The 19,951-nt window shown below is 71.3% G+C and carries 24 protein-coding genes; 13 read left to right on the forward strand and 11 right to left on the reverse strand.

Features of this window, described 5'->3' with window-relative positions; translation table 11 throughout:
- Window positions 1-76: 76 nt before the first annotated feature.
- Window positions 77-922: a hypothetical protein gene (locus tag ACLJQM_RS42965; RefSeq protein ID WP_360784362.1), complete on the forward strand. Its 846-nt coding sequence runs from the start codon at window positions 77-79 to the stop codon at window positions 920-922.
- Window positions 915-1,577 (forward strand): DUF402 domain-containing protein, encoded by a 663-nt coding sequence (locus tag ACLJQM_RS42970; RefSeq protein WP_410636072.1) that lies wholly within the window; start codon window positions 915-917, stop codon window positions 1,575-1,577. Before ACLJQM_RS42965 ends, ACLJQM_RS42970 begins: the two co-directional genes overlap by 8 nt.
- Here ACLJQM_RS42970 and ACLJQM_RS42975 read toward each other — a convergent pair.
- The gene (locus tag ACLJQM_RS42975; protein ID WP_247012592.1) at window positions 1,534-1,836 is read right to left on the reverse strand and encodes a hypothetical protein; all 303 of its coding nucleotides are present in this window, start codon (window positions 1,834-1,836) and stop codon (window positions 1,534-1,536) included. The two genes, ACLJQM_RS42970 and ACLJQM_RS42975, sit on opposite strands and share 44 nt — an antisense overlap.
- A 96-nt stretch (window positions 1,837-1,932) precedes the next feature.
- On the opposite strand from ACLJQM_RS42975, the gene ACLJQM_RS42980 reads away from it, so the two are divergent.
- Window positions 1,933-3,036, forward strand: coding sequence for a branched-chain amino acid aminotransferase (locus ACLJQM_RS42980; protein WP_247012590.1), 1,104 nt, complete (start codon window positions 1,933-1,935; stop codon window positions 3,034-3,036).
- A 54-nt stretch (window positions 3,037-3,090) separates the two neighbouring features.
- Here the strand turns inward: ACLJQM_RS42980 and cobT are convergent, their stop codons facing one another.
- Window positions 3,091-4,167 carry a nicotinate-nucleotide--dimethylbenzimidazole phosphoribosyltransferase gene (cobT, locus tag ACLJQM_RS42985; protein WP_360784412.1) on the reverse strand — a complete coding sequence of 359 codons (1,077 nt, stop codon included), beginning with the start codon at window positions 4,165-4,167 and terminating at the stop codon, window positions 3,091-3,093.
- A gap of 86 nt (window positions 4,168-4,253) precedes the next feature.
- Here cobT and ACLJQM_RS42990 point away from each other — a divergent pair, with 86 nt between their 5' ends.
- The gene (locus ACLJQM_RS42990) at window positions 4,254-4,940 is read left to right on the forward strand and encodes a 2-C-methyl-D-erythritol 4-phosphate cytidylyltransferase (RefSeq protein ID WP_410636073.1); all 687 of its coding nucleotides are present in this window, start codon (window positions 4,254-4,256) and stop codon (window positions 4,938-4,940) included.
- On the opposite strand, the gene ACLJQM_RS42995 is transcribed toward ACLJQM_RS42990, so the two are convergent.
- Window positions 4,937-5,380 (reverse strand): hypothetical protein, encoded by a 444-nt coding sequence (locus ACLJQM_RS42995; protein ID WP_247012586.1) that lies wholly within the window; start codon window positions 5,378-5,380, stop codon window positions 4,937-4,939. The two genes, ACLJQM_RS42990 and ACLJQM_RS42995, sit on opposite strands and share 4 nt — an antisense overlap.
- A 137-nt stretch (window positions 5,381-5,517) precedes the next feature.
- Between ACLJQM_RS42995 and ACLJQM_RS43000 the strand changes: the two genes are divergently transcribed.
- The 3 genes from ACLJQM_RS43000 to ACLJQM_RS43010 are packed head-to-tail and all read left to right on the forward strand — an operon-like array spanning window position 5,518 to window position 7,311.
- Window positions 5,518-6,267, forward strand: a complete 750-nt coding sequence (locus ACLJQM_RS43000; RefSeq protein ID WP_247012584.1) for a GntR family transcriptional regulator — start codon at window positions 5,518-5,520, stop codon at window positions 6,265-6,267.
- The gene (locus ACLJQM_RS43005) at window positions 6,264-7,106 is read left to right on the forward strand and encodes a phosphoribosylaminoimidazolesuccinocarboxamide synthase (protein WP_410636074.1); all 843 of its coding nucleotides are present in this window, start codon (window positions 6,264-6,266) and stop codon (window positions 7,104-7,106) included. Before ACLJQM_RS43000 ends, ACLJQM_RS43005 begins: the two co-directional genes overlap by 4 nt.
- The gene (locus tag ACLJQM_RS43010; RefSeq protein WP_247012580.1) at window positions 7,099-7,311 is read left to right on the forward strand and encodes a hypothetical protein; all 213 of its coding nucleotides are present in this window, start codon (window positions 7,099-7,101) and stop codon (window positions 7,309-7,311) included. Before ACLJQM_RS43005 ends, ACLJQM_RS43010 begins: the two co-directional genes overlap by 8 nt.
- Here the strand turns inward: ACLJQM_RS43010 and ACLJQM_RS43015 are convergent.
- Together ACLJQM_RS43015 and ACLJQM_RS43020 are read right to left on the reverse strand one after the other, a co-directional pair.
- Window positions 7,308-8,297: an aldo/keto reductase family protein gene (locus ACLJQM_RS43015; RefSeq protein ID WP_247012578.1), complete on the reverse strand. Its 990-nt coding sequence runs from the start codon at window positions 8,295-8,297 to the stop codon at window positions 7,308-7,310. The two genes, ACLJQM_RS43010 and ACLJQM_RS43015, sit on opposite strands and share 4 nt — an antisense overlap.
- A 380-nt stretch (window positions 8,298-8,677) precedes the next feature.
- On the reverse strand, window positions 8,678-9,325 hold the full coding sequence (locus tag ACLJQM_RS43020; RefSeq protein ID WP_247012576.1) for a DUF3043 domain-containing protein: 648 nt from the start codon (window positions 9,323-9,325) through the stop codon (window positions 8,678-8,680).
- Between the two features lie 146 nt (window positions 9,326-9,471).
- On the opposite strand from ACLJQM_RS43020, the gene ACLJQM_RS43025 reads away from it, so the two are divergent.
- Window positions 9,472-9,849, forward strand: a complete 378-nt coding sequence (locus ACLJQM_RS43025; RefSeq protein WP_360784380.1) for a HesB/IscA family protein — start codon at window positions 9,472-9,474, stop codon at window positions 9,847-9,849.
- A gap of 63 nt (window positions 9,850-9,912) precedes the next feature.
- On the opposite strand, the gene ACLJQM_RS43030 is transcribed toward ACLJQM_RS43025, so the two are convergent.
- Window positions 9,913-10,083, reverse strand: coding sequence for a hypothetical protein (locus tag ACLJQM_RS43030; RefSeq protein ID WP_410636075.1), 171 nt, complete (start codon window positions 10,081-10,083; stop codon window positions 9,913-9,915).
- 148 nt (window positions 10,084-10,231) lie between these two features.
- Here ACLJQM_RS43030 and ACLJQM_RS43035 point away from each other — a divergent pair, with 148 nt between their 5' ends.
- The gene (locus ACLJQM_RS43035; RefSeq protein WP_360784386.1) at window positions 10,232-11,224 is read left to right on the forward strand and encodes a carbohydrate kinase family protein; all 993 of its coding nucleotides are present in this window, start codon (window positions 10,232-10,234) and stop codon (window positions 11,222-11,224) included.
- A gap of 58 nt (window positions 11,225-11,282) precedes the next feature.
- Here the strand turns inward: ACLJQM_RS43035 and asnB are convergent, their stop codons facing one another.
- Entirely contained in the window at window positions 11,283-13,217 is a 1,935-nt protein-coding gene (asnB, locus tag ACLJQM_RS43040; protein WP_360784389.1) for an asparagine synthase (glutamine-hydrolyzing), read from the reverse strand.
- A 185-nt stretch (window positions 13,218-13,402) separates the two neighbouring features.
- Between asnB and coxB the strand changes: the two genes are divergently transcribed.
- Window positions 13,403-14,344: a cytochrome c oxidase subunit II gene (gene coxB / locus ACLJQM_RS43045; protein ID WP_247012566.1), complete on the forward strand. Its 942-nt coding sequence runs from the start codon at window positions 13,403-13,405 to the stop codon at window positions 14,342-14,344.
- Window positions 14,345-14,375: 31 nt separating this feature from the next.
- Window positions 14,376-14,795: a cytochrome c oxidase subunit 4 gene (locus ACLJQM_RS43050; protein WP_247012564.1), complete on the forward strand. Its 420-nt coding sequence runs from the start codon at window positions 14,376-14,378 to the stop codon at window positions 14,793-14,795.
- 51 nt (window positions 14,796-14,846) lie between these two features.
- Here the strand turns inward: ACLJQM_RS43050 and ACLJQM_RS43055 are convergent, their stop codons facing one another.
- Complete coding sequence (locus ACLJQM_RS43055; protein ID WP_410636076.1) at window positions 14,847-15,806, reverse strand: GlxA family transcriptional regulator; 960 nt, start codon at window positions 15,804-15,806, stop codon at window positions 14,847-14,849.
- Between the two features lie 83 nt (window positions 15,807-15,889).
- Here ACLJQM_RS43055 and ACLJQM_RS43060 point away from each other — a divergent pair, with 83 nt between their 5' ends.
- On the forward strand, window positions 15,890-16,819 hold the full coding sequence (locus ACLJQM_RS43060) for a DMT family transporter (RefSeq protein WP_410636077.1): 930 nt from the start codon (window positions 15,890-15,892) through the stop codon (window positions 16,817-16,819).
- Between the two features lie 478 nt (window positions 16,820-17,297).
- Here ACLJQM_RS43060 and trpD read toward each other — a convergent pair whose 3' ends face one another.
- From trpD to ACLJQM_RS43075, 3 genes are read right to left on the reverse strand one after another with little or no spacing between them, the layout of a single operon-like run.
- Window positions 17,298-18,332 carry an anthranilate phosphoribosyltransferase gene (trpD, locus tag ACLJQM_RS43065; protein WP_410636078.1) on the reverse strand — a complete coding sequence of 345 codons (1,035 nt, stop codon included), beginning with the start codon at window positions 18,330-18,332 and terminating at the stop codon, window positions 17,298-17,300.
- Between the two features lie 5 nt (window positions 18,333-18,337).
- Window positions 18,338-18,739, reverse strand: a complete 402-nt coding sequence (locus ACLJQM_RS43070) for a hypothetical protein (protein WP_160695548.1) — start codon at window positions 18,737-18,739, stop codon at window positions 18,338-18,340.
- A 58-nt stretch (window positions 18,740-18,797) separates the two neighbouring features.
- Window positions 18,798-19,211 carry a ribonuclease E inhibitor RraB gene (locus ACLJQM_RS43075; protein WP_247012556.1) on the reverse strand — a complete coding sequence of 138 codons (414 nt, stop codon included), beginning with the start codon at window positions 19,209-19,211 and terminating at the stop codon, window positions 18,798-18,800.
- 95 nt (window positions 19,212-19,306) lie between these two features.
- Between ACLJQM_RS43075 and ACLJQM_RS43080 the strand changes: the two genes are divergently transcribed.
- Window positions 19,307-19,933 (forward strand): heme-copper oxidase subunit III, encoded by a 627-nt coding sequence (locus ACLJQM_RS43080; RefSeq protein WP_247025237.1) that lies wholly within the window; start codon window positions 19,307-19,309, stop codon window positions 19,931-19,933.
- Window positions 19,934-19,951 lie beyond the last annotated feature (18 nt).

The raw sequence follows: 19,951 nt of genomic DNA on the forward strand, positions 1-19,951 counted from the left end.
CACCGGCCCGGCCGGGATCGTGAGCCATGCTAATGACGACGGAAGCCGGGGTGAACAGAGGGAGAGGGAGGACCGCGTGCGGCTGGGTGGCGGGCTGCTGGTGCTGCTGGCGGCGGGGGCGGCGGGCGCGGGCTGGTGGCTGCTCGCCGGGCTGGTGCTCGCGGCGGTCGCCGCCGGGGTGTCGGCGCGGGTGCCGGAGCCGGGGGATGCCCAGGTCGACCGGGTCGTCGTGGCGGTCGCGAGGCTCGCCGAGGTGACCGTCTACGCGATCGCGTTCGGGGCCTACGTCTTCCCGGCGCACCGCGAACTCGCCGCGGCGGCCTTCGTCGTCGTGGTCGCCGGCGCGGGGTTCGCCGGGCTGAAGGTCCCGACGATCGTCGTACGGATCACCGGCGGGCTGCTGCTCGCCGCGGGACTGGTGCTCCTCGTGGTGTGCGTGGCCGTCACGCCGGTGGGGACGTCCGACGCCCTCCGGCCACCGGACTTCGCGGGTGTCCTCGTCGCCGCCGTGCTCGCGCTGCCCTTCCTGCGGCCCGGCGGCCGTGAGCACGCGGGCGTGCGTGTGCTGCTGCTCGGCGGGGTCGCCGTCCTGGCCGCCTTCGCCGCGCTCTACCAGCTCGGCGCCGTCCGGCTCGGGCTGTCGCTCACCTCGCTGCGCGACCTGCTCTCGGCCGCCGACGCGGACGCGCTGCAGCCGCTGCTCACCGCCTTCGCCGTGGTCGCCACGGTCGTGCCGGCCCTGGCCGCGGGGACCGTGGTCCGGACGCGGGCGGGGCTGCCCGGGCTGGCCGGCCTGGCCGTCGCCGCGGCGGCCGCGTACTTCCTGCCGGTGCTGCCGGTGCTCGTCGCCGCGGGACTGGTGACCGTGATCGAGCTGCTACTGGGCGTGCGCGCGCGCCGGTACAGTGGAGCGCGTGACTGATCGACGCTGGCGGCCGGGGCAGACGGTGGTCGAACGGTTCCACCGCCCGGACGGCTCGATCGGCCAGGTCCACCCGCTGCGCGTGCTGGAAGACGACGGCCGCGTGCTGCGTGGCTGGATCCCGGCGGGCACCTCGATCGTGGGCAGCAGGCTCGCCGACGGCCGGCTGATGCGGGACGCCCCGCTGGACCAGCGGTTCCGCGTCCCGCGGGTGCCGGTCGCCGACTTCTGGCACGGCGCGTCGACGCTGCGCCGGATCCCCGAGGACGAGTGGTCGTCGGTCTGGTGGTTCTTCGACCTCGAAGGCCGGTTCAAGAACTGGTACGTCAACCTGGAGATCCCGCTGGGCCGCACGGCGGGCGCGGTCGACCGGATCGACGGCGTGCTCGACGTCGTCGTCGAGCGCGACGGCAGCTGGCGCTGGGACGACGAAGACGAGGCCGAGGCCGCGCTCGAGGTCGGCCGCCTGACGCTCGAGCAGTTCGACCGGCTGCGCGTCGAGGGCGAGCGGATCGGCGCGCTGGCCGAACGCGGCGCCTACCCGTTCGACGGGACCGACACCGATTTCCGCCCGGAAGAGGGCTGGCCGGCGCCGGAGCTGCCGGCGGAACTCAGCCCGCGGTCAGGAGAAGGATCAGCGCCAGCACGGCGTTGATGACGGCGAGGATGACCACCGACTTCGTCGGGACCACCTTCGGGAACACGGTCTTGCCGTGGATGCTCCGCCACCAGACGATGCCGAAGACGCCCGCGACGAGGCCGAGGAACCCGCCGAAGCCGCTGCTGAGCACCGCCCAGCCGACCATGCCGAGCAGGCCGACGCCGAACGTCAGCAGCACCGCGGTGACGAACGTCTTGACGTCGGCCCCGCCGGTCTTGGGCCGGGGCACCGGCTGCGTGGAGTGGTAGGTCACAACGCCATACTAGAGCGAGCCCGCGGAGCGCGCGGGGGACCCGGAACACATGGACATCCGACTAACGTGCGTCCGACCAAAGGGTATCGTCTAGCCATGACGACCACGACGCAGTTCGCCCACGTCCCGCACCCGAGTCCTGCGAGCGCGGACCGTGTCGCGGAGGTACTCGGCGCTCCTGGTTTCGGCACCTATTTCACCGACCACATGGTCACCGTGAAGTGGTCGAAGGCCGAGGGCTGGCACGACGCCCAGGTCGGCCCGTACGCCCCCTTCACGCTCGACCCGGCGACGTCGGTGCTGCACTACGGCCAGGCGATCTTCGAAGGCCTCAAGGCCTACCGCCAGCCGGACGGCTCGATCTCCTCGTTCCGCCCGGACGCCAACGCCGCGCGGTTCCGGCAGTCGGCCGAGCGGCTCGCGATGCCGCAGCTGCCCGAAGACCTCTTCGTCGACTCGCTGCGCGAGCTCATCGCCGTCGACAGCCGGTGGGTGCCCACCCGCCAGGGCGACTCGCTGTACCTGCGGCCGTTCATGATCTCGACGTCGACCGGCCTGGGCGTCAACAGCCCGGCCGCCGACTACGTGTACACGGTCATCGCGTCCCCGGCCGGGTCGTACTTCTCCGGCGGCGTGAAGCCGGTGAGCGTCTGGCTGTCGACGGAGTACGTGCGCGCGGCCCCCGGCGGCACCGGCGCGGCGAAGTGCGCGGGCAACTACGCGGCTTCGTTCGTCGCGCAGGCCCAGGCCGTGGAGAAGGGCTGTGACCAGGTGGTCTGGCTCGACGCGGTCGAGCGGCGCTGGGTCGAGGAGATGGGCGGGATGAACCTGTTCTTCGTCTTCGGTTCCGGTGAGAACGCCCGGCTGGTCACGCCGGAGCTGACCGGCTCGCTGCTGCCGGGCGTCACGCGGAAGTCGTTGCTGCAGCTGGCTTCGCGGCTCGGCTACAAGATCGAAGAGCGCCGCATCTCCACCGAAGAGTGGGAGAAGGCGGCGGCCTCGGGCGAGCTGACCGAGACGTTCGCCTGCGGCACGGCGGCGGTCATCACCCCGGTCGGTCACGTGAAGCACGCCAACGGCGAGTTCACCATCGCCGACGGGCAGCCCGGCACCCTCACCATGAAGCTGCGCGAGGAGCTGACCGGCATCCAGGAGGGCACCCGCCCCGACACCGACGACTGGATGGTCCAGCTCGGCTGAGCCACTGCGCCATGAGGGGCACCTTCACGGACTGAAGGTGCCCCTCATGGCGTTTCAGGTCGCGGTGGCGGGGATGACCGGGCCGGAGACGCCGGCCTGCTCGTGCGTCGCGGTTTCGGCGAGGACGCGGGCGGCCATCATCAGCAGCGGCAACGCCGTCACCGCGCCGGTGCCTTCGCCGAGGCGGACGTCCAGTTCCAGCAGCGGGCCCAGGTCCAGGTGCTCCAGGGCCAGCGAGTGGGCGGGTTCGGCGGTCCGCTGCCCGGCCACCCACCAGCGGCGCGCGCCGGGCGCGAGGTCTTCGGCGACGAGGGCCGCGGCGCACGCGACGAGCCCGTCGAGGACCACCGGCGTCCGGCGGACCGCGGCCTGGGCCAGGAAGCCCGCCATGGCGGCGATGTCCGCACCCGCCGTCGTGCGCAGCAGGTCGATCGGGTTGGCGAGGACCACGCGGGCGCGGCGCAGGGCGTCGCGGACCGCGGTCGCCTTGCGCATCCAGGCGTCGTCGTCGATGCCGGAGCCGCGCCCGACCACCGCGACCGGCTCGGTGCCGGTCAGGGCCGCGACGAGCACCGACGCCGGCGTGCTGTTGCCGATCCCGAGGTCGCCCGGGATGAGCAGGTCCGCGCCGCCGTCGACCTCGGCGTCGGCGATCGCGATCCCGGCGCGGACGGCGGCCTCGACCTCGTCGGCGGTCAGGGCGTCCTCGACGTCGATGGAGCCCGAACCGCGGCGGACCTTGAACTCGCCGATCGACCGGGTCGCCGGCGCTTCGGTGTCCACCGCCAGGTCGACCACGCGGACGCTCGCGCCCGCGGCGGCGGCCAGCACGTTGATCGCGGCGCCGCCGGTCAGCATCGTGCCGAGCAGCTGCGCGGTGACCTCGGCGGGGTAGGCCGAGACGCCCCTCGCGGCGATGCCGTGGTCACCGGCGAACACGACGACGCGGGGCCGGGTGAACGGCCGCGGCGGCGACTGCCCCTGGCACGCGGCGATCCACACGCCCAGCTCTTCGAGCCTGCCCAGCGAACCGGCCGGCTTGACCAGCCGGTCGTGCAGGGCGATCGCGTCCGAACGGGCGTGGTCGTCGGGCGGGGTGATCTCGGGGAACTCGATGTTTTCCGGCTCCACACCAGGCCCTTTCTCATCCACGGCAGCGCTCGTGACAACGCTGTGGCCAACCTACCGGTGCACCGGCACCGGTAGTCTCGCGGCTCGTGGAGACGACGGCGGCCGCGGTGGTGCTGGCCAGCGGCGCGGGCACCCGCGTCGGCGCGAAGCTGAACAAGGTCTACCTGCCGCTGGCCGGGCGCCGGGTGGTGGCCTGGTCGCTGGACGCGTTCGCGCGCGTGCCGGGCATCGGCGTGCTGGTGCTGGTCATCCGGCCGCAGGACCGGGAACTCGCGGACGAGGTCCTCGCGGAGTTCGCCGGCGAAGTAGAGGTCGTGCACGGCGGGGACACGCGCCAGGCGTCGGAACTCAACGCGCTGCGCCACCTCGCCCCGCGGATAGCGGGCGGCCGGGTCGACGCCGTGCTGCTGCACGACGCGGCCCGGCCGCTGGTCCACCCAGACTTGGTCGATGCGGTGCTGGCCCGGACACGCGAGGACGGGGGGGCTGTGCCGGGCCTGGCCGCGGACGACGTCGTCGGGGTGGATGCCGGGCACCTGGTCGCCCAGGTGCCCGGCGCGATCCGCGTCCAGACGCCTCAAGGCTTCCGGGCCGGACCGCTGCTCGAGGCCTACGAACAGGCCGCGCGCGAAGGCTTCGTGGGTACGGACACTTCCTCGTGCATGGAGCGGTTCTCCTCCCTGCCGATCCGGTGGGTCCCGGGTGCGCCCGAGAACCTCAAGATCACGTACCCCCACGACCTGGTGGTCGCGGAGCGGCTGCTCGCCCGCTAAGCGCAGGCGGGTGGCCCGCCGTCTTCCCCTTCCGTGGTGCTCGTGGGCCGGATGGTGACGTCCTGCCGCAGGTCCGGCGGGACGCCGCAGTCGGGCTGCGGGCGCAGTGCCTGCAGCGGCGCGCCCGGGGTGCCGGGCTCCGCCAGGGTGAGCACCGCGCGCAGCGTCCACACCGGGGTGGCGTGGTACTGCCAGGTGACGACCCGCGGGCTGAACACGTCCGTGCCCGGGAAGGTCGGCACCCGGTAGGCGCTGGCCCGGTGTTCGTCGCGGAGGATGATGACGTCCGCGCAGGTCGGCCAGCGGTGCACGGCCGCGTAGACCTCCGGCGCCTCTCGGCCGCCGAACAGGTGCAGCACCCATTTGCGGCGCCGGAGCTCCTCGAGGAGTTCCTCGAGGCCCTGGCCGCTGGATCCGGTGTGAGGTGTGGGCGGGGACACACTTTCGAGGGTAACTTGCGTACTAGAGCGCAGTCCAGCGCGTGTACTAGTACACCTGGGTGGTTCTGATCAGGGCTTTGTCTCCGACACCCTGGCGTGCTAGAACACTTGTGCGTTAGTCCCCGTGAGGAGCTGCCGTGCCCACCCTCGACCGTCCAGAGCCGCCGTACCTGCAGATCGCGGGCCGGATCCGTGACGACATCCTGTCCGGCCGGCTGCAGGAGGGCGACGCCGTGCCGTCCGCCCGCGAAATCGCGCGCACGTGGGCCGTCGCCATGGCGACGGCCACCAAGGTGCTCGCCACCCTGCGTTCGCAGGGCCTGGTGCGGCCCGTGCGCGGCGTCGGCACGGTCGTCGACCGCGGCGGCCTGCACCGCACGGCCCGCGACCGCTCGGCCGCCGCCGGGCGCACCGGGCGGATCTACCCGCCCGGTCACTACGCGGTGATCCGCGCGGCCGGGCTCGAGCCCGCGTCCGAGCGCGCCGCGGCCGCGCTGGGCCTGGAAGAGGGCGCCCCGGCGGTCCGGCGGCAGCGCACCACGTACGGGCCGGATTCGCGGCCGCTGTCGACGTCGACGTCGTGGTTCGACGGCACGCTGTCGGCCAAGGCGCCGGCGCTGCTGGTCGCCGAGCGGATCGTCGAGGGCACCTCCGCCTACGCGGCCGCGCGGCTGGGCACCAGGATCGTGACGACGCAGGAACGGCACGCGGCGGGCCAGGCGAGCGGCGAGGAAGCCCGCGAACTGGGGCTGCCCGAAGGGGCGGCGGTGCTGCTCGGCCGGAGCACCTTCCTGGCGGCCGACGGGACGGTCGTCGAGTACGGTGAGTCCGCCGCCTTGCCCGACCACTGGGTTTTCTACGAGTACACGACTGAGGACGGCGAATGAAGAAGATCCACGCGGGCAAGGTCCGCGACCTGTACGAGCTCGACGGCGGGGACATCCTGCTGGTCGCGTCCGACCGGGTCTCGGTCTACGACGTGGCGCTGCCGACGCTGATCCCGGACAAGGGCAAGCTGCTCAACCAGCTCTCCGCGTGGTGGTTCGACAAGATGGCCGCGGTCGTGCCGAACCACGTCGTGTCCACCACCGACGTGCCGGCGGAGTTCGCCGGGCGCGCGATGCGCTGCAAGCCGCTGAAGATGGTCAAGGTCGAGTGCATCGCCCGCGGTTACCTCGCGGGCCTGGGCCTGCGGGAATACCGGCGCGACGGCAAGATCTCGGGCGTCGCGCTGCCGCCGGGCCTGGTCGAGGGCGACAAGCTGCCGGAGCCGATCTTCACGCCGACGACCAAGGAGTCCGACACCGGGCACGACGAGTTCATGACCTTCGACGAAGTTTTGAACGACATCGGCGAGGACACCGCGAAGCGGCTTTGCGAGCTGACGCTGGAGATCTACACGAAGGGCGCGGAGCACGCCGCCGCCCACGGCGTCATCATCGCCGACACGAAGCTGGAGTTCGGCTTCGACGCCGACGGCACGCTGACCCTCGGCGACGAGGTCCTGACGTCGGACTCCTCGCGGTTCTGGCCCGCCGACGAGTGGGAGCCGGGCCGCCCGCAGCACGCCTTCGACAAGCAGTTCGTGCGCGACTGGTCGATGACGACGGGCTGGGACCAGACCGACCCCGGGCCGGAGATCCCGGCGGAGATCGTCGAGCAGACGCGGCAGCGCTACACCGAGGTCTACGAGCGGATCACCGGGAAGACCTGGGCTCGTGGGTGAGTTCGACCCGTACCGGCTGATCGACGAGGTCGAGACGCTGCTGGTCTCGCACGGCGTCGCGCCGTCGCGGGTGCCCGGGCGAGGCGGCGACCGGCTGGCGGGCGCCAGCCGCCTCCTGCGCGGGTTCGGCCTGGAGCCCCGGATGGCCCCCGAGGACGCGTTCGACCTCGGGGTGCCGATCCAGGGCCGGATCAACCAGGACTAGGGGCTCTTCGTCAGGCTCGCGTCGCGCTCGACGACGTCGCCGAGGACGTCGTCGATGGCGCTCAGCAGGTCGGCGTCGAGCTTCTTGCCGGCGGCCTTGACGTTCTCGTGCACCTGCTCCGGCCGCGAAGCCCCGATGATCGCCGAGGCGACGTTCGGGTTCTGCAGCACCCACGCGACGGCGAGCTGCGCGAGGGACAGGTCGGCCTGCTTCGCGAGCGGCTCGAGCTCGGCCACGCGCTTGAGGACGTTCTCGTCGAGGAAGCGGGCGACCATGTTGGCGCCGCCCTTCTCGTCGGTGGCCCGCGAGCCGGCGGGGTAGTCGGCGCCGGGCTTGTACTTGCCGGTCAGGACGCCCTGCGCGATCGGCGACCAGACGATCTGGCTGAGGCCTTCGCGCTCGGAGGCGGGGATGACCTGGTCCTCGATGACGCGCCAGAGCATGTTGTACTGCGGCTGGTTGGAGACGAAGGGGATCTTCAGCTCGCGCGCGAGGGCGGCACCGCGGCTGATCTGCTCGGCGGTCCACTCGGAGACGCCGACGTAGAGCACCTTGCCCTGGCGGACGAGGTCGGCGAAGGCGAGCATGGTCTCTTCGAGCGGGACGGTCCGGTCGAAGCGGTGCGCCTGGTAGAGGTCGACGTAGTCGGTGCCCAGCCGCTGCAGGGACGCGTTCGCCGACTCCATGATGTGCTTGCGGGACAGGCCCTTGTCGTTGGGGCCCTTGGGACCGGTGGGCCAGAAGACCTTGGTGAAGATCTCCAGGCTTTCCCGCCGCTGCCCCTTGAGACCGCGGCCGAGCACCGATTCGGCGGCGGTGTTGGCGTAGACGTCGGCGGTGTCGAAGGTGGTGATGCCGGCGTCGAGCGCGGCCTTGATGCAGGCGTGGGCCTGGTCTTCCTCGACCTGGGAACCGTGGGTGAGCCAGTTCCCGTACGAGATCTCACTGACGTTGAGGCCGCTGCGGCCGAGACGACGAAACTCCATGGTGCCGAGCTTAGGCGGTAATCGTTTGCTTTGCTAACGACCCTGGAGTGACTCCAGCCTCGTCCGCTCCCTGGCGACTACGTGCGGGCTGGGTCGTGGACGTCATGAACGAGTCGTTCCTGACGCCTGGCGAGGTGAACAGGTCGTTCATGGCCTTTGCGGAGGCGCTGTGGTCCGGGGCGGGGGCTGGTTCGGCCGCGCCGGGGTGCGCGAAGGGGACCTTCAGCGCTGCGAGACCCCGACGCCCGGTGCCGGCGAGGTGAACAGGTCGTTCATGGCCTTCGTGGCAGCGGATCCGTCGGTTCCCGCGAGCCTCGGACCGGTCGTGGACAGCAAGAAGCCGGGTCGCGCACCGCTCGACCCGGCTTCTCGAAGCCTGCTCAGTTCGGGATCGCGTCCCCCGGCTTCAGCCGCGGCTTGGGCACCCGCAGGCGCCGGATCTGGGAAGCCCGGACGAACGCGTACCAGCCGATCGAACGGCCGTTGACCGTCTCCTTCGGGAACTTCTCCCGCACCAGCTTCGCGATCTTGCGGCCGTTGACGAAGCCCTCGATCGCCATCACCAGCAGCATCGCCGTGCACAGCAGCGTGATGTACGACTGGACCTGGGGCAGCGGCACCAGCAGGGCCAGGAACACCACGATCGCCAGCGGCATGAACAGGCCCAGCAGGTTGCGCCGGGTGTCGACCAGGTCGCGGACGTACGCCTTGACCGGCCCGCGGTCGCGCGGGAGCAGGTACTTGTCGTCACCCGCCATCATGCGGTCGCGGCGGAGCTTGGCGGCCGCGCGGCGGTCGTCCTTCGTCTGCGGGTTCGACTTGCGCAGTTCCTTGTTGCGCTTCATCGCCTCACGCATGGTGGTCGGCGGTGGCGCCACCGGGCCGCGCTTCTTCGCCTCCGCGTCTCGACGCTTGGGCGTGGCCTTGCCCTTACCGGGCGTGAACGACTTGCCCGCGACGTCGACGGCGTCCGCCGACTCCGGCTCGTCGGCGGCGGTGTCTGTGGTGCTTCGGCGCAGGAACCTCACCTCACCAGGGTATTGCAGGCGTCACGCCGCCGTTCACCAGGTCGATCGATGTGCGACCATGGTGGGGGAACAGATCGGACGCTCCGGGTGTTGAAGACGTCAGCACGAGGAGTATCCGCAGTGAGTTCGAACTTAGAGGGAGTGCCATGACGACCGCTGAGCACGCCGGCGCGACGCAGGCCGAGACCGCCGAAGAGACCCACGGCGTCACGCTGACCGACGCCGCGGCTTCCAAGGCGAGGGCCCTGCTCGAGCAGGAGGGCCGCGACGACATGCACCTGCGCATCGCCGTCCAGCCCGGTGGCTGCGCGGGCCTGCGCTACCAGCTGTTCTTCGACGAGCGCAAGCTCGACGGCGACCTGTTCCGCGACTTCGACGGCCTCCAGGTCGCCGTGGACCGGATGAGCGCCCCGTACGTGTCGGAAGCCGTCATCGACTTCGTGGACACGATCGAGAAGCAGGGCTTCACGATCGACAACCCGAACGCGACCGGTTCCTGCGCTTGTGGCGACTCGTTCCACTGAGCGAAGCGTGAGAAAGGCCCCGTCCTCCGCAAGGAGGGCGGGGCCTTCTTCGTTCCTGCGGGCTTACACGTACGCGTCGAGCTCGGCCACCTGGGCGTGGCACGCCTCGTCGACCCGCCACGGCTTGGCCGTGACGCGGGGCCGCGGCAGGCGCTCGGCCTGCAGCGTCTCGGGGATGAGGGCGCAGTCGGCGATCAGCTCGGACAGGGTCTCGGGTTCGGTGGCGACGTTCACGATTCTTCACGGTATTGATCGCGATTCGACTGGAGAAGGAGTACCAGCCGGTAGTGTCGGGTGGGCGCGCGCGAACTACCCGGATGGGTCATGACCCGGGGGTAACTTCGCGCCTTTTGCCGTGAGGTCGAACACAAAGGAGCAGCCGGTGGCAGACAGGGCCAGGATCGCGGTGTCCGGCAGTATCGCGACCGACCACCTCATGCACTTCCCGGGCAGGTTCGCGGAGCAGCTGGTCGCGGAGCAGCTGCACCGGGTTTCCCTGAGCTTCCTCGCCGACGACCTCGTGGTCCGGCGCGGCGGTATCGGCGCCAACATCGCTTTCGGGCTCGGGGTGCTCGGCGTGCAGCCGGTCCTCGTGGGCGCCGTCGGCGCCGACTTCGCCGACTACCGCTCCTGGCTGGAGCGCCACGGTGTCGACACCTCCGGCGTGCACGTCTCGGAGGTCGCGCACACCGCGCGGTTCGTCTGCACCACCGACGAGGACCTCTGCCAGATCGCGACGTTCTACGCGGGTGCGATGGCCGAGTCCCGCAACATCGAGCTGCAGCCGATCGCCGAGCGCGCCGGGGAGCTCAGCCTGGTGCTGATCAGCCCGGACGACCCGGAGGGCATGGTCCGCCACGCGGAGGAGTGCCGCCAGCGCGGGTACGCCTTCGCCGTCGACCCGTCGCAGCAGCTGGCCCGCATGAGCGGCGAGCAGGCCCGAGACTTCGTCGCCGGCGCGAAGTACCTGTTCAGCAACGACTACGAGTGGGAGCTGCTGCTCCAGAAGACCGGCTGGACCGAGGCCGACGTCCTCGCGCAGGTCGGCATGCGGATCACGACGCTGGGCGAGAAGGGCGTCGAGATCGTCGGCAAGGACGGCACCGCCCTGCAGATCGGCGCGGTCCCGGAGCGTGCGAAGGCCGACCCGACGGGCGTCGGCGACGGCTTCCGCGCGGGCTTCCTGGCCGGCCTCGACGGCGGGTTGAACGTCGAGCGCGCGGCCCAGCTCGGCTCGCTGATCGCGGTCCTGGTCCTGGAGACGATCGGTACCCAGGAGTGGACGTTCGACCGCGCGGACGCCCTGGCCCGCATCGGCGAGGCCTTCGGCCCGGACGCGGCGGACGAGATCTCCGCGGTCCTGCCCGCGGCCTGAGCCCGGAACGGAGAAGGCCCCGCACCGATCCGGTGCGGGGCCTTCTCCGTCGGAAAACTCAGAGCTTGACCGGGTAGACCGGCTCCGGGACCTCGGGCTTGATGCGGTGCTCGACGAAGATGCCGTGCCACAGCATGAACACGATCAGCGCCCACAGCTGGCGGCTGCGGTCGAGCTGGCCCGCCTTGTGCTCCTCCAGCAGCGCCAGGATCGCCTTCTTGTCCAGCAGCTCCTCGGTCCGGGAATCGTTGATGATCCCGCGAGCCCAGTCGTACATCTCGTTGCGCAGCCACAGCCGGATCGGGACCGGGAAGCCGAGCTTGCGGCGGTTCAGCACGTGGGCCGGGATGATCTTGGCCAGTGCCTGGCGCAGCGCGTACTTCGTGGTGCCGTGGGCCAGCTTCTGGTCCAGCGGGATGGACGCCGCGACCTTGAACACCTCGGCGTCGAGGAACGGCACCCGCAGCTCCAGCGAGTTCGCCATCGTCACCTTGTCGGCCTTGACCAGGATGTCGCCGCGCAGCCACGTGTAGAGGTCGACGTGCTGCATGCGGGCCACCGGGTCCCAGCCGCGCGAGACGTCGTACCAGGGCGCCGTGACGTCCTTGAAGCCCACGCCTTCCTGGTACGTGCGAAGGACGTTGCGCAGCTGGTCGTCGCGGAAGTTGCGGGCGTTGCCGTAGTAGCGGTCCTCCAGCGGCAGCGCGCCGCGGCGGAGCAGGTCCTTGCCGCGGGTGCCTTCCGGGATCTTCGTCGACACCTTGCCGATGAGCTTGCGCATGCCGCCCGGGATCTTCTCGAACGGCGCCAGCGAGATCGGCTCGTTGTAGATCGTGTAGCCGCCGAACAGCTCGTCCGCGCCCTCGCCCGAAAGCACCGCCTTGACGTGCTTGCGGGCTTCGCGGGCGATGAACCACAGCGGGACCAGCGCGGGGTCGGCCACCGGGTCGTCGAGGTACCAGACGATGAGCGGCAGCACCTCCATCATCTCGTCCGCCGTGACCGTCCGGACCACGTGCTTCACGCCGATCGCGGCGGCGGACTCGGCGGCGACGTCGACCTCGGAATAGCCCTCGCGCTCGAACCCGGTGGTGAACGCGATCAGGTTCGGGTTGTGCTCCTTGGCCAGCGTGGCGGTGGCCGTGGAGTCGATGCCGCCGGAGAGGAACGCGCCGACGGTGACGTCGGGGTCCGAAATCATGTGCTTGCCGACCGAGTCGCGCATCACATCGGCGATGCGCTGGTGCAGCTCCTCGGCCTCGGCCTGCGTGTTCACCGGCTTCGCGCTGAACTGCGGGTGGAAGTAGCGGGTGAACTTCACCTCACCGCCGGGGGCCACCTCGAACGACGTGCCGGACTCGACGCGGCGGATCGCGGTGTGCAGCGACTCGGGCTCGGGCACGTACTGCAGGACCAGGTAGTGCTGCAGGGCCTTCCGGTCCAGCTCCTGGGCCACGCCGAGGACGTCCGACAGCTCCAGCAGGCTCTTCTTCTCGCTGGAGAACGCCACCCCGCCGGGGCCGGCCGAGTAGAACAGCGGCTTGATGCCGAACGGGTCGCGGGCGCCGAAGACGCGCTTCTCCTGCGAGTCCCAGATCATGAAGGCGAACATGCCGCGCAGGCGCTTGACCCAGTCGGCGCCGAGGTAGTGGAAGCCGGCGACGATGGCCTCGCCGTCGCCTTCGGTCTCGAACTTCGCGCCGTGCTGCGCGGCGAGCTCTTCGCGCAGCTCACGGTAGTTGTAGATCTCGCCGTTGAAGTTCATCGTGTACCGGCCGGGCGCCTCCGGCGGCCCCCAGACCAGCGGCTGGTGCGCGTGCTCGACGTCGATGAACGCGAGCCGGTTGAAGCCGTAGACGACCTCCGCGTCGGCCCACGTGTCCTGCTCGTCGGGGCCGCGGTGGCGCTGGCAGCGCATGGCCGCTCCGACGGCGTCACGCGCGTTGGCCGCGCCGGTCTCGGTCGCGCAGATCAGTCCAAGCAGGCCGCACACGGGTACTCACACACCTTCGGAGTTCTTCACCGGGCTGGGGAAGAGCCCAGTATGCCGGGCAGGCCGTGGCGAGTAATACGGGCGTCGACGGTTACCCCTTGGTCAGCGGAGTCGGTCAACTCGGCTAGGCTCCGCCTGTCACGAAGATCTGTCGTAGGAGGCTCTGGGTGAAAGGGCGAGGCGCAGTGGGACAACCCGAGCGCACCCTGGGGAAGCGGACCGTGCGCGTCGCCGCGCTGGCCGTGCTGGTCGCGCTGACCGCGACGGGCTGCTCCGGCGACGAGATCCTGCGGTTCGGCTGGCCGGTCGGTGTCACCGAGCAGGCGAACCAGATGCGGAACCTCTGGACCTGGACCGTGGTCGCGGCGCTGGTCGTCGGTGTCATCGTGTGGGCCCTGATCTTCTGGACCGCGACGTTCCACCGCAAGAAGAAGACGGTCGACGGCGAGCCGGAGGAGCTGCCCCGGCAGTTCCAGTACAACATCCCGCTCGAGCTGTTCACGGTCGTCGTGCCGACGATCATGGTCTGCGTCCTGTTCTTCTTCACCGCGACGACGGAGTCGAAGGTCCTGGACAAGATCCCGAACCCGGACGTCAAGGTCCAGGTCGTGGCGTTCCAGTGGAACTGGGAGTTCAAGTACGAGGACGAGTCCGCGAAGCGGGCGGACGGCCAGCAGGTGAGCACCGTCGGTTCGTCCGGCGAGATCCCGCTCCTGGTGCTGCCGGTCGGCAAGACCATCCAGTACGACCTGGTCTCCACCGACGTCATCCACTCCTTCTGGGTCCCGGAGTTCCACTTCAAGCGGGACGTCATGCCGAACCCGGAGAAGAACAACCAGGACAGCTCCTTCCAGAACAAGATCGACCGCGAGGGCTCCTTCGTCGGCCGGTGCGCGGAGCTGTGCGGCACCTACCACTCGGTGATGAACTTCGAGGTCCGCGCGCTGTCGGCGGACAAGTACGACCAGTACATCGGGCTGCGCAAGCAGACGAACCCGGCGACCGGTCAGTCGTTCACCGCGGCCGAGGCGCTGGCGAAGATGAACTGCGGCGAGCTGTGCACCCCGCACGCGGTCACGACCCAGCCGTTCAACACCGACCGCACGGCCCGCACCGCGTCCAACTGACGCCCGGCGACAACAGGAGTAGGGAAGACCCATGAAGGCCGAAGCCCGCATCTTCTTCATCGTGGCGACCTTCGCCGTGTTCATGGCGGCGGTGTACTGGGTGTGGACCGCGGCGGCCGCGACCCACGGCCCGGAGCCGGTGGGCATCGTCTCGCTGTTCCTGACCGGCGGCCTGGCGTTCCTCGCGGGCAGCTACATGCAGTTCGTCGCCCGCCGCATCGAGCCGCGGCCGGAAGACCGCGAAGACGCCGAGATCAGCGACGGTGCCGGCGAGCTGGGCTTCTTCAGCCCGGGCAGCTACTGGCCGGTCGCGATGGCAGCCACGGCGGCCCTCGCGGCGCTGGCGCTGGCGTTCTTCCACATCTGGCTGCTGGTGATCGCGCTCGTCGCGCTGCTCATCACCATCGGCGGGCTGGTGTTCGAGTACCACACGGGTCCTTCGCACGACTGAGCTCTTCCCGGAACCGGCCGTCACGCACTCGCGTGGCGGCCGGTTTCGTTTTCAGCCCCGGAACGCCGTCCGGTACGACGACGGGCTCGTGCCGCGCAGCCGCGTGAACTGGTGCCGCAACGCGGCCGCCGACGCGTAGCCGCAGGCCGTCGCGATGTCCTCCACCGACAGCCCGCCCTCCTCCAGCAGGGCCTGGGCGCGGTCCAGGCGCCGTTCCGTCAGCCACCGGTGCGGTGTCGTGCCCGTGGCGGCCGAGAAGCGGCGCAGGAACGTCCGTTCTCCGAGCCCGCTGCGGCGGGCCAGCTCCGCCACCGTGAACGGCTGGTCCAGCCGCCGCTCGACCCATTCCAGGGCTTCCGCGACCACGGCGTCGCCGGCCGCCGCCGAGGCCGGGACCGGGGCCTGGACGAACTGGGCCTGCCCGCCCGCGCGGTGCGGGGCCGCGACCATCCGGCGCGCCAGCGTCGTGGCCGCCGCGACCCCGCGCAGCCGGCGGACCAGGTGCAGGCACAGGTCGACCGCCGCGACCGTGCCCGCGCTGGTCAGGACGCCACCGTCGTCGGCGTACAGCGCCTGCGGGTCGACGTCGGCCGCCGGGAAGCGCGCGCGGAACTCCGTCTCGTACACCCAGTGGACCGTGCAGCGGCGGCCGTCCAGCAGGCCCGCGTAGCCCAGCGTGAAGACGCCCGCGCAGAACCCGGCGACCCACGCCCCGCGGCCGGCGGCGTCCCGCAGGACGTCCAGGACCGGTTCCGGCGGCGGCGCCGTCCGGGGTGCGCACGTCGGGACGAGGAGCAGGTCCGCCGCCGCCGCGTAGTCGAGGTCACGCAGGCCGGCGAGGCCGAACCCGGACCAGCTGGCGACCGCGTCCCCGCCCGGCGAGCAGACGCCGAAGTCCCAGCCCTCGATGCCGTCGGCGCTGCGGTCGGTGCCGAAGACCTCGCACGCGACGCCCAGCTCGAACGGCGAAACGCGGTCGGCGAGCACCACCGCGACCCGGTTGACGTCCATGCCGCCCAGTCTGTCACAAGGTTTGCGGTCGTTGTCATCTCTGACACTGGTCGGCGGCTGCCGGCAGGACGAACCTGATCGGTATGACGAATTCGGAAACCCGCCCGCTCCTCCAGTGGTCCGCGGCGATGGCGATGTCCGGCACGATCGGCGCGGTCGTCCTCGAAAGCGGCGCGGCCGCCCCCGCCGTGGCGTTCGCCCGCTGCTTCGTGGGCGGTGCGCTGCTGGTGCTGTGGTGCCTCTCCCGCGGCTGGCTGCAGTCGTGGCGGCCGTCCCGCCGCGACCTCGGCCTGGCCGTGCTGGGCGGGCTCTTCCTGGTCGGCAACTGGGTGCTGCTGTTCGCCTCGTACGCGCTGTCGTCGATCTCGGTCAGCACGGTCGTCTACCACACGCAGCCGCTGATCCTGGTCGGCCTGGCGGCCGCGTTCCTCGGCGAGAAGGTCGCGAAGAGCCACCTGGCCCGGGCCGCCGTCGCGTTCGGCGGGGTGGCGGTGATCTCCCTGTCCGCCCACGGCGAGGACGGGAAACCCGTGCAGCTGGCGGGAATCGGCCTCGCACTCGGCGCGGCGGTGCTCTACGCCGGAGCGTCCTTTGTGGCGAAGCAGCTGAAGCACATCCGCCCGCACCTGCTGGCCGCGGTGCAGACGACGGTGGGCGCGCTGGTGCTGGCGCCCCTGCTGCTGATCACGCCGCTGCCGACGACGACTTCGGGGCTGCTGTGGCTGGTCCTGCTCGGGACCGTCCACACGGCACTGATGTACGTGCTGATGTACGCGAGCATCGGCAAGCTCCCGACCACGACGGTGGCGCTGCTGTCCTACCTGTACCCGGTGGTGGCGGTCCTGGTGGACATCGCGTTCTACGGCCACCGCCCGAGCTGGCCGGAGGCGGTGGGCATGCTGGCGGTCCTGGCGGCGGCACTGGCACCGCAACGGGGCCGGCGGTCTGCCGCTGCCGCTACGGAGGAGGAGGGGCGGGAGCGGGCGGTGCCCGAGCCCACCGCTCGCGGGTGAGCGGGCGCCGGGAGGCGGTGCGGGCGGGTGGTGCCGGACGCGCCGCCCGCTCAGCGGCCACCGGCGGCATCGCCCATCCCGGCAGGCGGCGGAGCTCCGGCTCGGCGGTCTCCCGCTGCCGGCACCGGGGTCTACGGCCGCCGCGAGGGGGCGTTGAGGCGGCCCGGCGGCGCATCTGCGATCCGATTCGTGGGAGCGCGGCACCTCAGCCCGTTCGAGCCGGCCGGGTGCGGTGGGCGTGCCGGCACCCCAACGTGGCGGTCTGCCGCTGCGGAGGGGCGGGAGCGGGCGGTGCCCGAGCCCACCGCTCGCGGGTGAGCGGGCGCCGGGAGGCGGTGCGGGCGGGTGGTGCCGGACGCGCCGCCCGCTCAGCGGCCACCGGCGGCATCGCCCATCCCGGCAGGCGGCGGAGCCCCGGCTCGGCGGTCTCCCGGTGCCGGCACCCCGGCCGCCGCTCGCCGGCCAGCAGGCGGTGGGGTCAGCTGAACGCGATCCAGCGGTCCAGCATCGTCGCCGCGGCGCCCGAATCGATCGCCTCCGCGGCCCGCACCAGACCGGCCCGCAGATCGTCCTCCAAGGACTCCGAGAAGCCCGTGAACGCCGCCAGCGCGGCGGCCGCGTTGATCAGGACCGCGTCGCGGACCGGGCCCGGCTTGCCGCCCACCAGCTCGCGGACCACCTCCGCGTTCGCCGCCGCGTCGCCGCCGCGCAGGTCGTCCGCCGTCGCTCGGGGGATGCCCAGGTCGGCCGGGTCCAGGGAGCGCTCGGTCACCGTGCCGCCCGTCACCACCCAGACCGTCGACGTCGTCGTCGTGGTGATCTCGTCGAGGCCGTCGTCGCCGCGGACGATCAGGGCCGTTGTGCCGCGGCGGGCGAACGTCTCGGCCAGCACTTGCGTCTTGTCCTGGTACGCGCAGCCGATCACCGCGGCGCCCGGCTGGGCCGGGTTGGTCAGGGGGCCCAGGAGGTTGAACGTCGTCGGGATGCCGAGCTCGCTGCGGACCGGGCCGGCGTGGCGCAGGGCCGGGTGGAACGCCGATGCCAGGAAGAACCCGATGCCGACCTCGGTGAGGCTGCGCCGCACGTCCTCCGGGGGCAGGCTGATCCGCACGCCGAGCGCCTCGAGGACGTCGGCCGCGCCGGACTTCGACGACGCGCTGCGGTTGCCGTGCTTGGCCACCGGTGCGCCGGCGGCCGCCGTGACGATCGTCGCCATCGTCGAGATGTTCACCGAGTTCGAGCCGTCGCCGCCGGTGCCGACGATGTCGACCGCCGGGCGGTCCAGCTCGACCCGCCGGGCGTGCGCCAGCATCGCGGCCGCCATGCCGGCGATCTCCTCGGGCGTCTCGCCCTTGGCGCGCAGCGCCACCGCGAACCCGGCGATCCGGGCCGGGCTCGCGGCCCCGCTCATGATCTGGTCCATCGCCCACGCCGTGTCTTCGGCGGAGAGGTCGATGCCCGCGACGAGCTGCTTGAGCAGGGGTGGCCAGGTGCGGGGGACCGGGGTGCTCACCGGGCTCAGCCGTTCACGACGGGGACCCGTCGCAGCACGTCGGCGACGGTCTCCGCGGCGGTCAGCGGGTCCAGCGGGTGCACCAGCACGGCGTCCGCCTGCGACCAGGTCGCCAGCCACCGGTCGTCCTTGCGCCGCACCGAGACCACGATCGGCGGACAGTCGGTGATCTCGGCCTTGAGCTGGCGGCAGAGGCCGATGCCGCCGGTCGGCTGCGCCTCGCCGTCGAGGATGGCCAGGTCGACGTTGCCCGCGTCCACCTCGGACAGCACGTCGGCGATGCCGGCCGCTTCGACGTAGTCCACGCGCGCCAGGTCCGCCGCCGGACGGCGCCCGACCGCGTTCACGATCGCCTCGCGCACCTCCGCCTTGTGGCTGAACACCAGGACCCGCATCGACTCGCCCATTGCGCACGCCTCCGTCTCGTCAAAGCCTTCCCGGCGATCGTATCGGCCGAGACCGACATCACGCGGTCGGCTCCGGCTGGAGCGCGTCCCAGCCCAGCGCGTCGCCGCCCAGACGTTGTGCGAGACCCGCCATCCGGGACCGTTCCTGGGCGCAGTGGAGCGCGTCGAGCACCTGGACGCGCACCGCGTGCACCCGCACCAGCTCGCCCGCTGGAGCCTGTTCCCGCAGGTCGTAGCCGTCCTGGGCGAGGATCGACGCCGCTTCGGCGACCCGGTCCGGCGGGAGCAGCAGGTGGTGCCGCAGGACGGCCGGTGCGGTGCTGACCCAACCGGGTGAACCCGCGAGCACGGCGGAGTCCGCGACGACCGGGTCGAAGGCCTCCGCGACGATCTCCAGGCCGGGGTCGTCGGGCCCGAGAACAGGCGTTTCGCGCCTCTTGACCAGGTTGAGCAGGCGGTTCACCAAACCCATGAGTAGCTCTCACCTTCCCGGGCATCCCGTGTGATCGGTAACGCAGACGGCTCGCCGTGGACCCACCCGGCGGAGCGGTGGTGCGAGAGGACATAATGCGACGCGTGACAACGGCAGCTCCCACCATCAGTCAGCGGGTCCACTCGCTGAACCGGCCGAACATGGTCAGTGTCGGCACCATCGTGTGGCTGTCCAGCGAGCTGATGTTCTTCGCCGGACTGTTCGCGATGTTCTTCACCGTCAAGGCGCAGAACCCGGTCGGGGAGACCTGGCCGCCGCGCCTGCACGGCGAGGAGTTCCACCTCAACGTGGCGTACGCGATCCCGTTCACGGTGATCCTCGTGCTGTCCTCGCTGACCTGCCAGTTCGGGGTGTTCGCCGCCGAGCGCGGCGACGTCTACGGGCTGCGCCGCTGGTACATCATCACGTTGATCATGGGCGCGATCTTCGTCGGCGGCCAGGCCAACGAGTACCACAACCTGGTCGAAGAGGGGATGACGATCCCGTCCGGCCCGTTCGGCACGGTCTTCTACCTCGCCACCGGGTTCCACGGCCTGCACGTCATCGGCGGGCTCATCGCCTTCGTGTACCTGCTCATCCGCACGAAACTGAGCAAGTTCACGCCCGCCCAGGCCACGTCGGCGATCGTCGTGTCCTACTACTGGCACTTCGTCGACATCGTGTGGGTCGGCCTGTTCGGTGTGATCTACCTCCTTCCGTAGGTCCGCCCAGCCGCCACC

This window comes from Amycolatopsis sp. cmx-4-83, assembly GCF_046548815.1.
GTDB classification, from domain to species: Bacteria; Actinomycetota; Actinomycetes; order Mycobacteriales; family Pseudonocardiaceae; genus Amycolatopsis; species Amycolatopsis pretoriensis_A.

Bases quoted from the DNA above. Each gene is read 5' to 3' on its own strand.
- ACLJQM_RS43075 (WP_247012556.1), bottom strand. From the start codon at position 19,211: ATGGGTTTGGTGAACCGCCTGCTCAACCTGGTCAAGAGGCGCGAAACG.
- ACLJQM_RS43005 (WP_410636074.1), top strand. From the start codon at position 6,264: ATGAAGAAGATCCACGCGGGCAAGGTCCGCGACCTGTACGAGCTCGAC.
- ACLJQM_RS43055 (WP_410636076.1), bottom strand. From the start codon at position 15,806: ATGGACGTCAACCGGGTCGCGGTGGTGCTCGCCGACCGCGTTTCGCCG.
- ACLJQM_RS43060 (WP_410636077.1), top strand. From the start codon at position 15,890: ATGACGAATTCGGAAACCCGCCCGCTCCTCCAGTGGTCCGCGGCGATG.
- ACLJQM_RS43050 (WP_247012564.1), top strand. From the start codon at position 14,376: ATGAAGGCCGAAGCCCGCATCTTCTTCATCGTGGCGACCTTCGCCGTG.
- ACLJQM_RS43025 (WP_360784380.1), top strand. From the start codon at position 9,472: ATGACGACCGCTGAGCACGCCGGCGCGACGCAGGCCGAGACCGCCGAA.
- ACLJQM_RS42980 (WP_247012590.1), top strand. From the start codon at position 1,933: ATGACGACCACGACGCAGTTCGCCCACGTCCCGCACCCGAGTCCTGCG.
- ACLJQM_RS43070 (WP_160695548.1), bottom strand. From the start codon at position 18,739: ATGGGCGAGTCGATGCGGGTCCTGGTGTTCAGCCACAAGGCGGAGGTG.
- ACLJQM_RS43080 (WP_247025237.1), top strand. From the start codon at position 19,307: ATGCGACGCGTGACAACGGCAGCTCCCACCATCAGTCAGCGGGTCCAC.
- ACLJQM_RS43015 (WP_247012578.1), bottom strand. From the start codon at position 8,297: ATGGAGTTTCGTCGTCTCGGCCGCAGCGGCCTCAACGTCAGTGAGATC.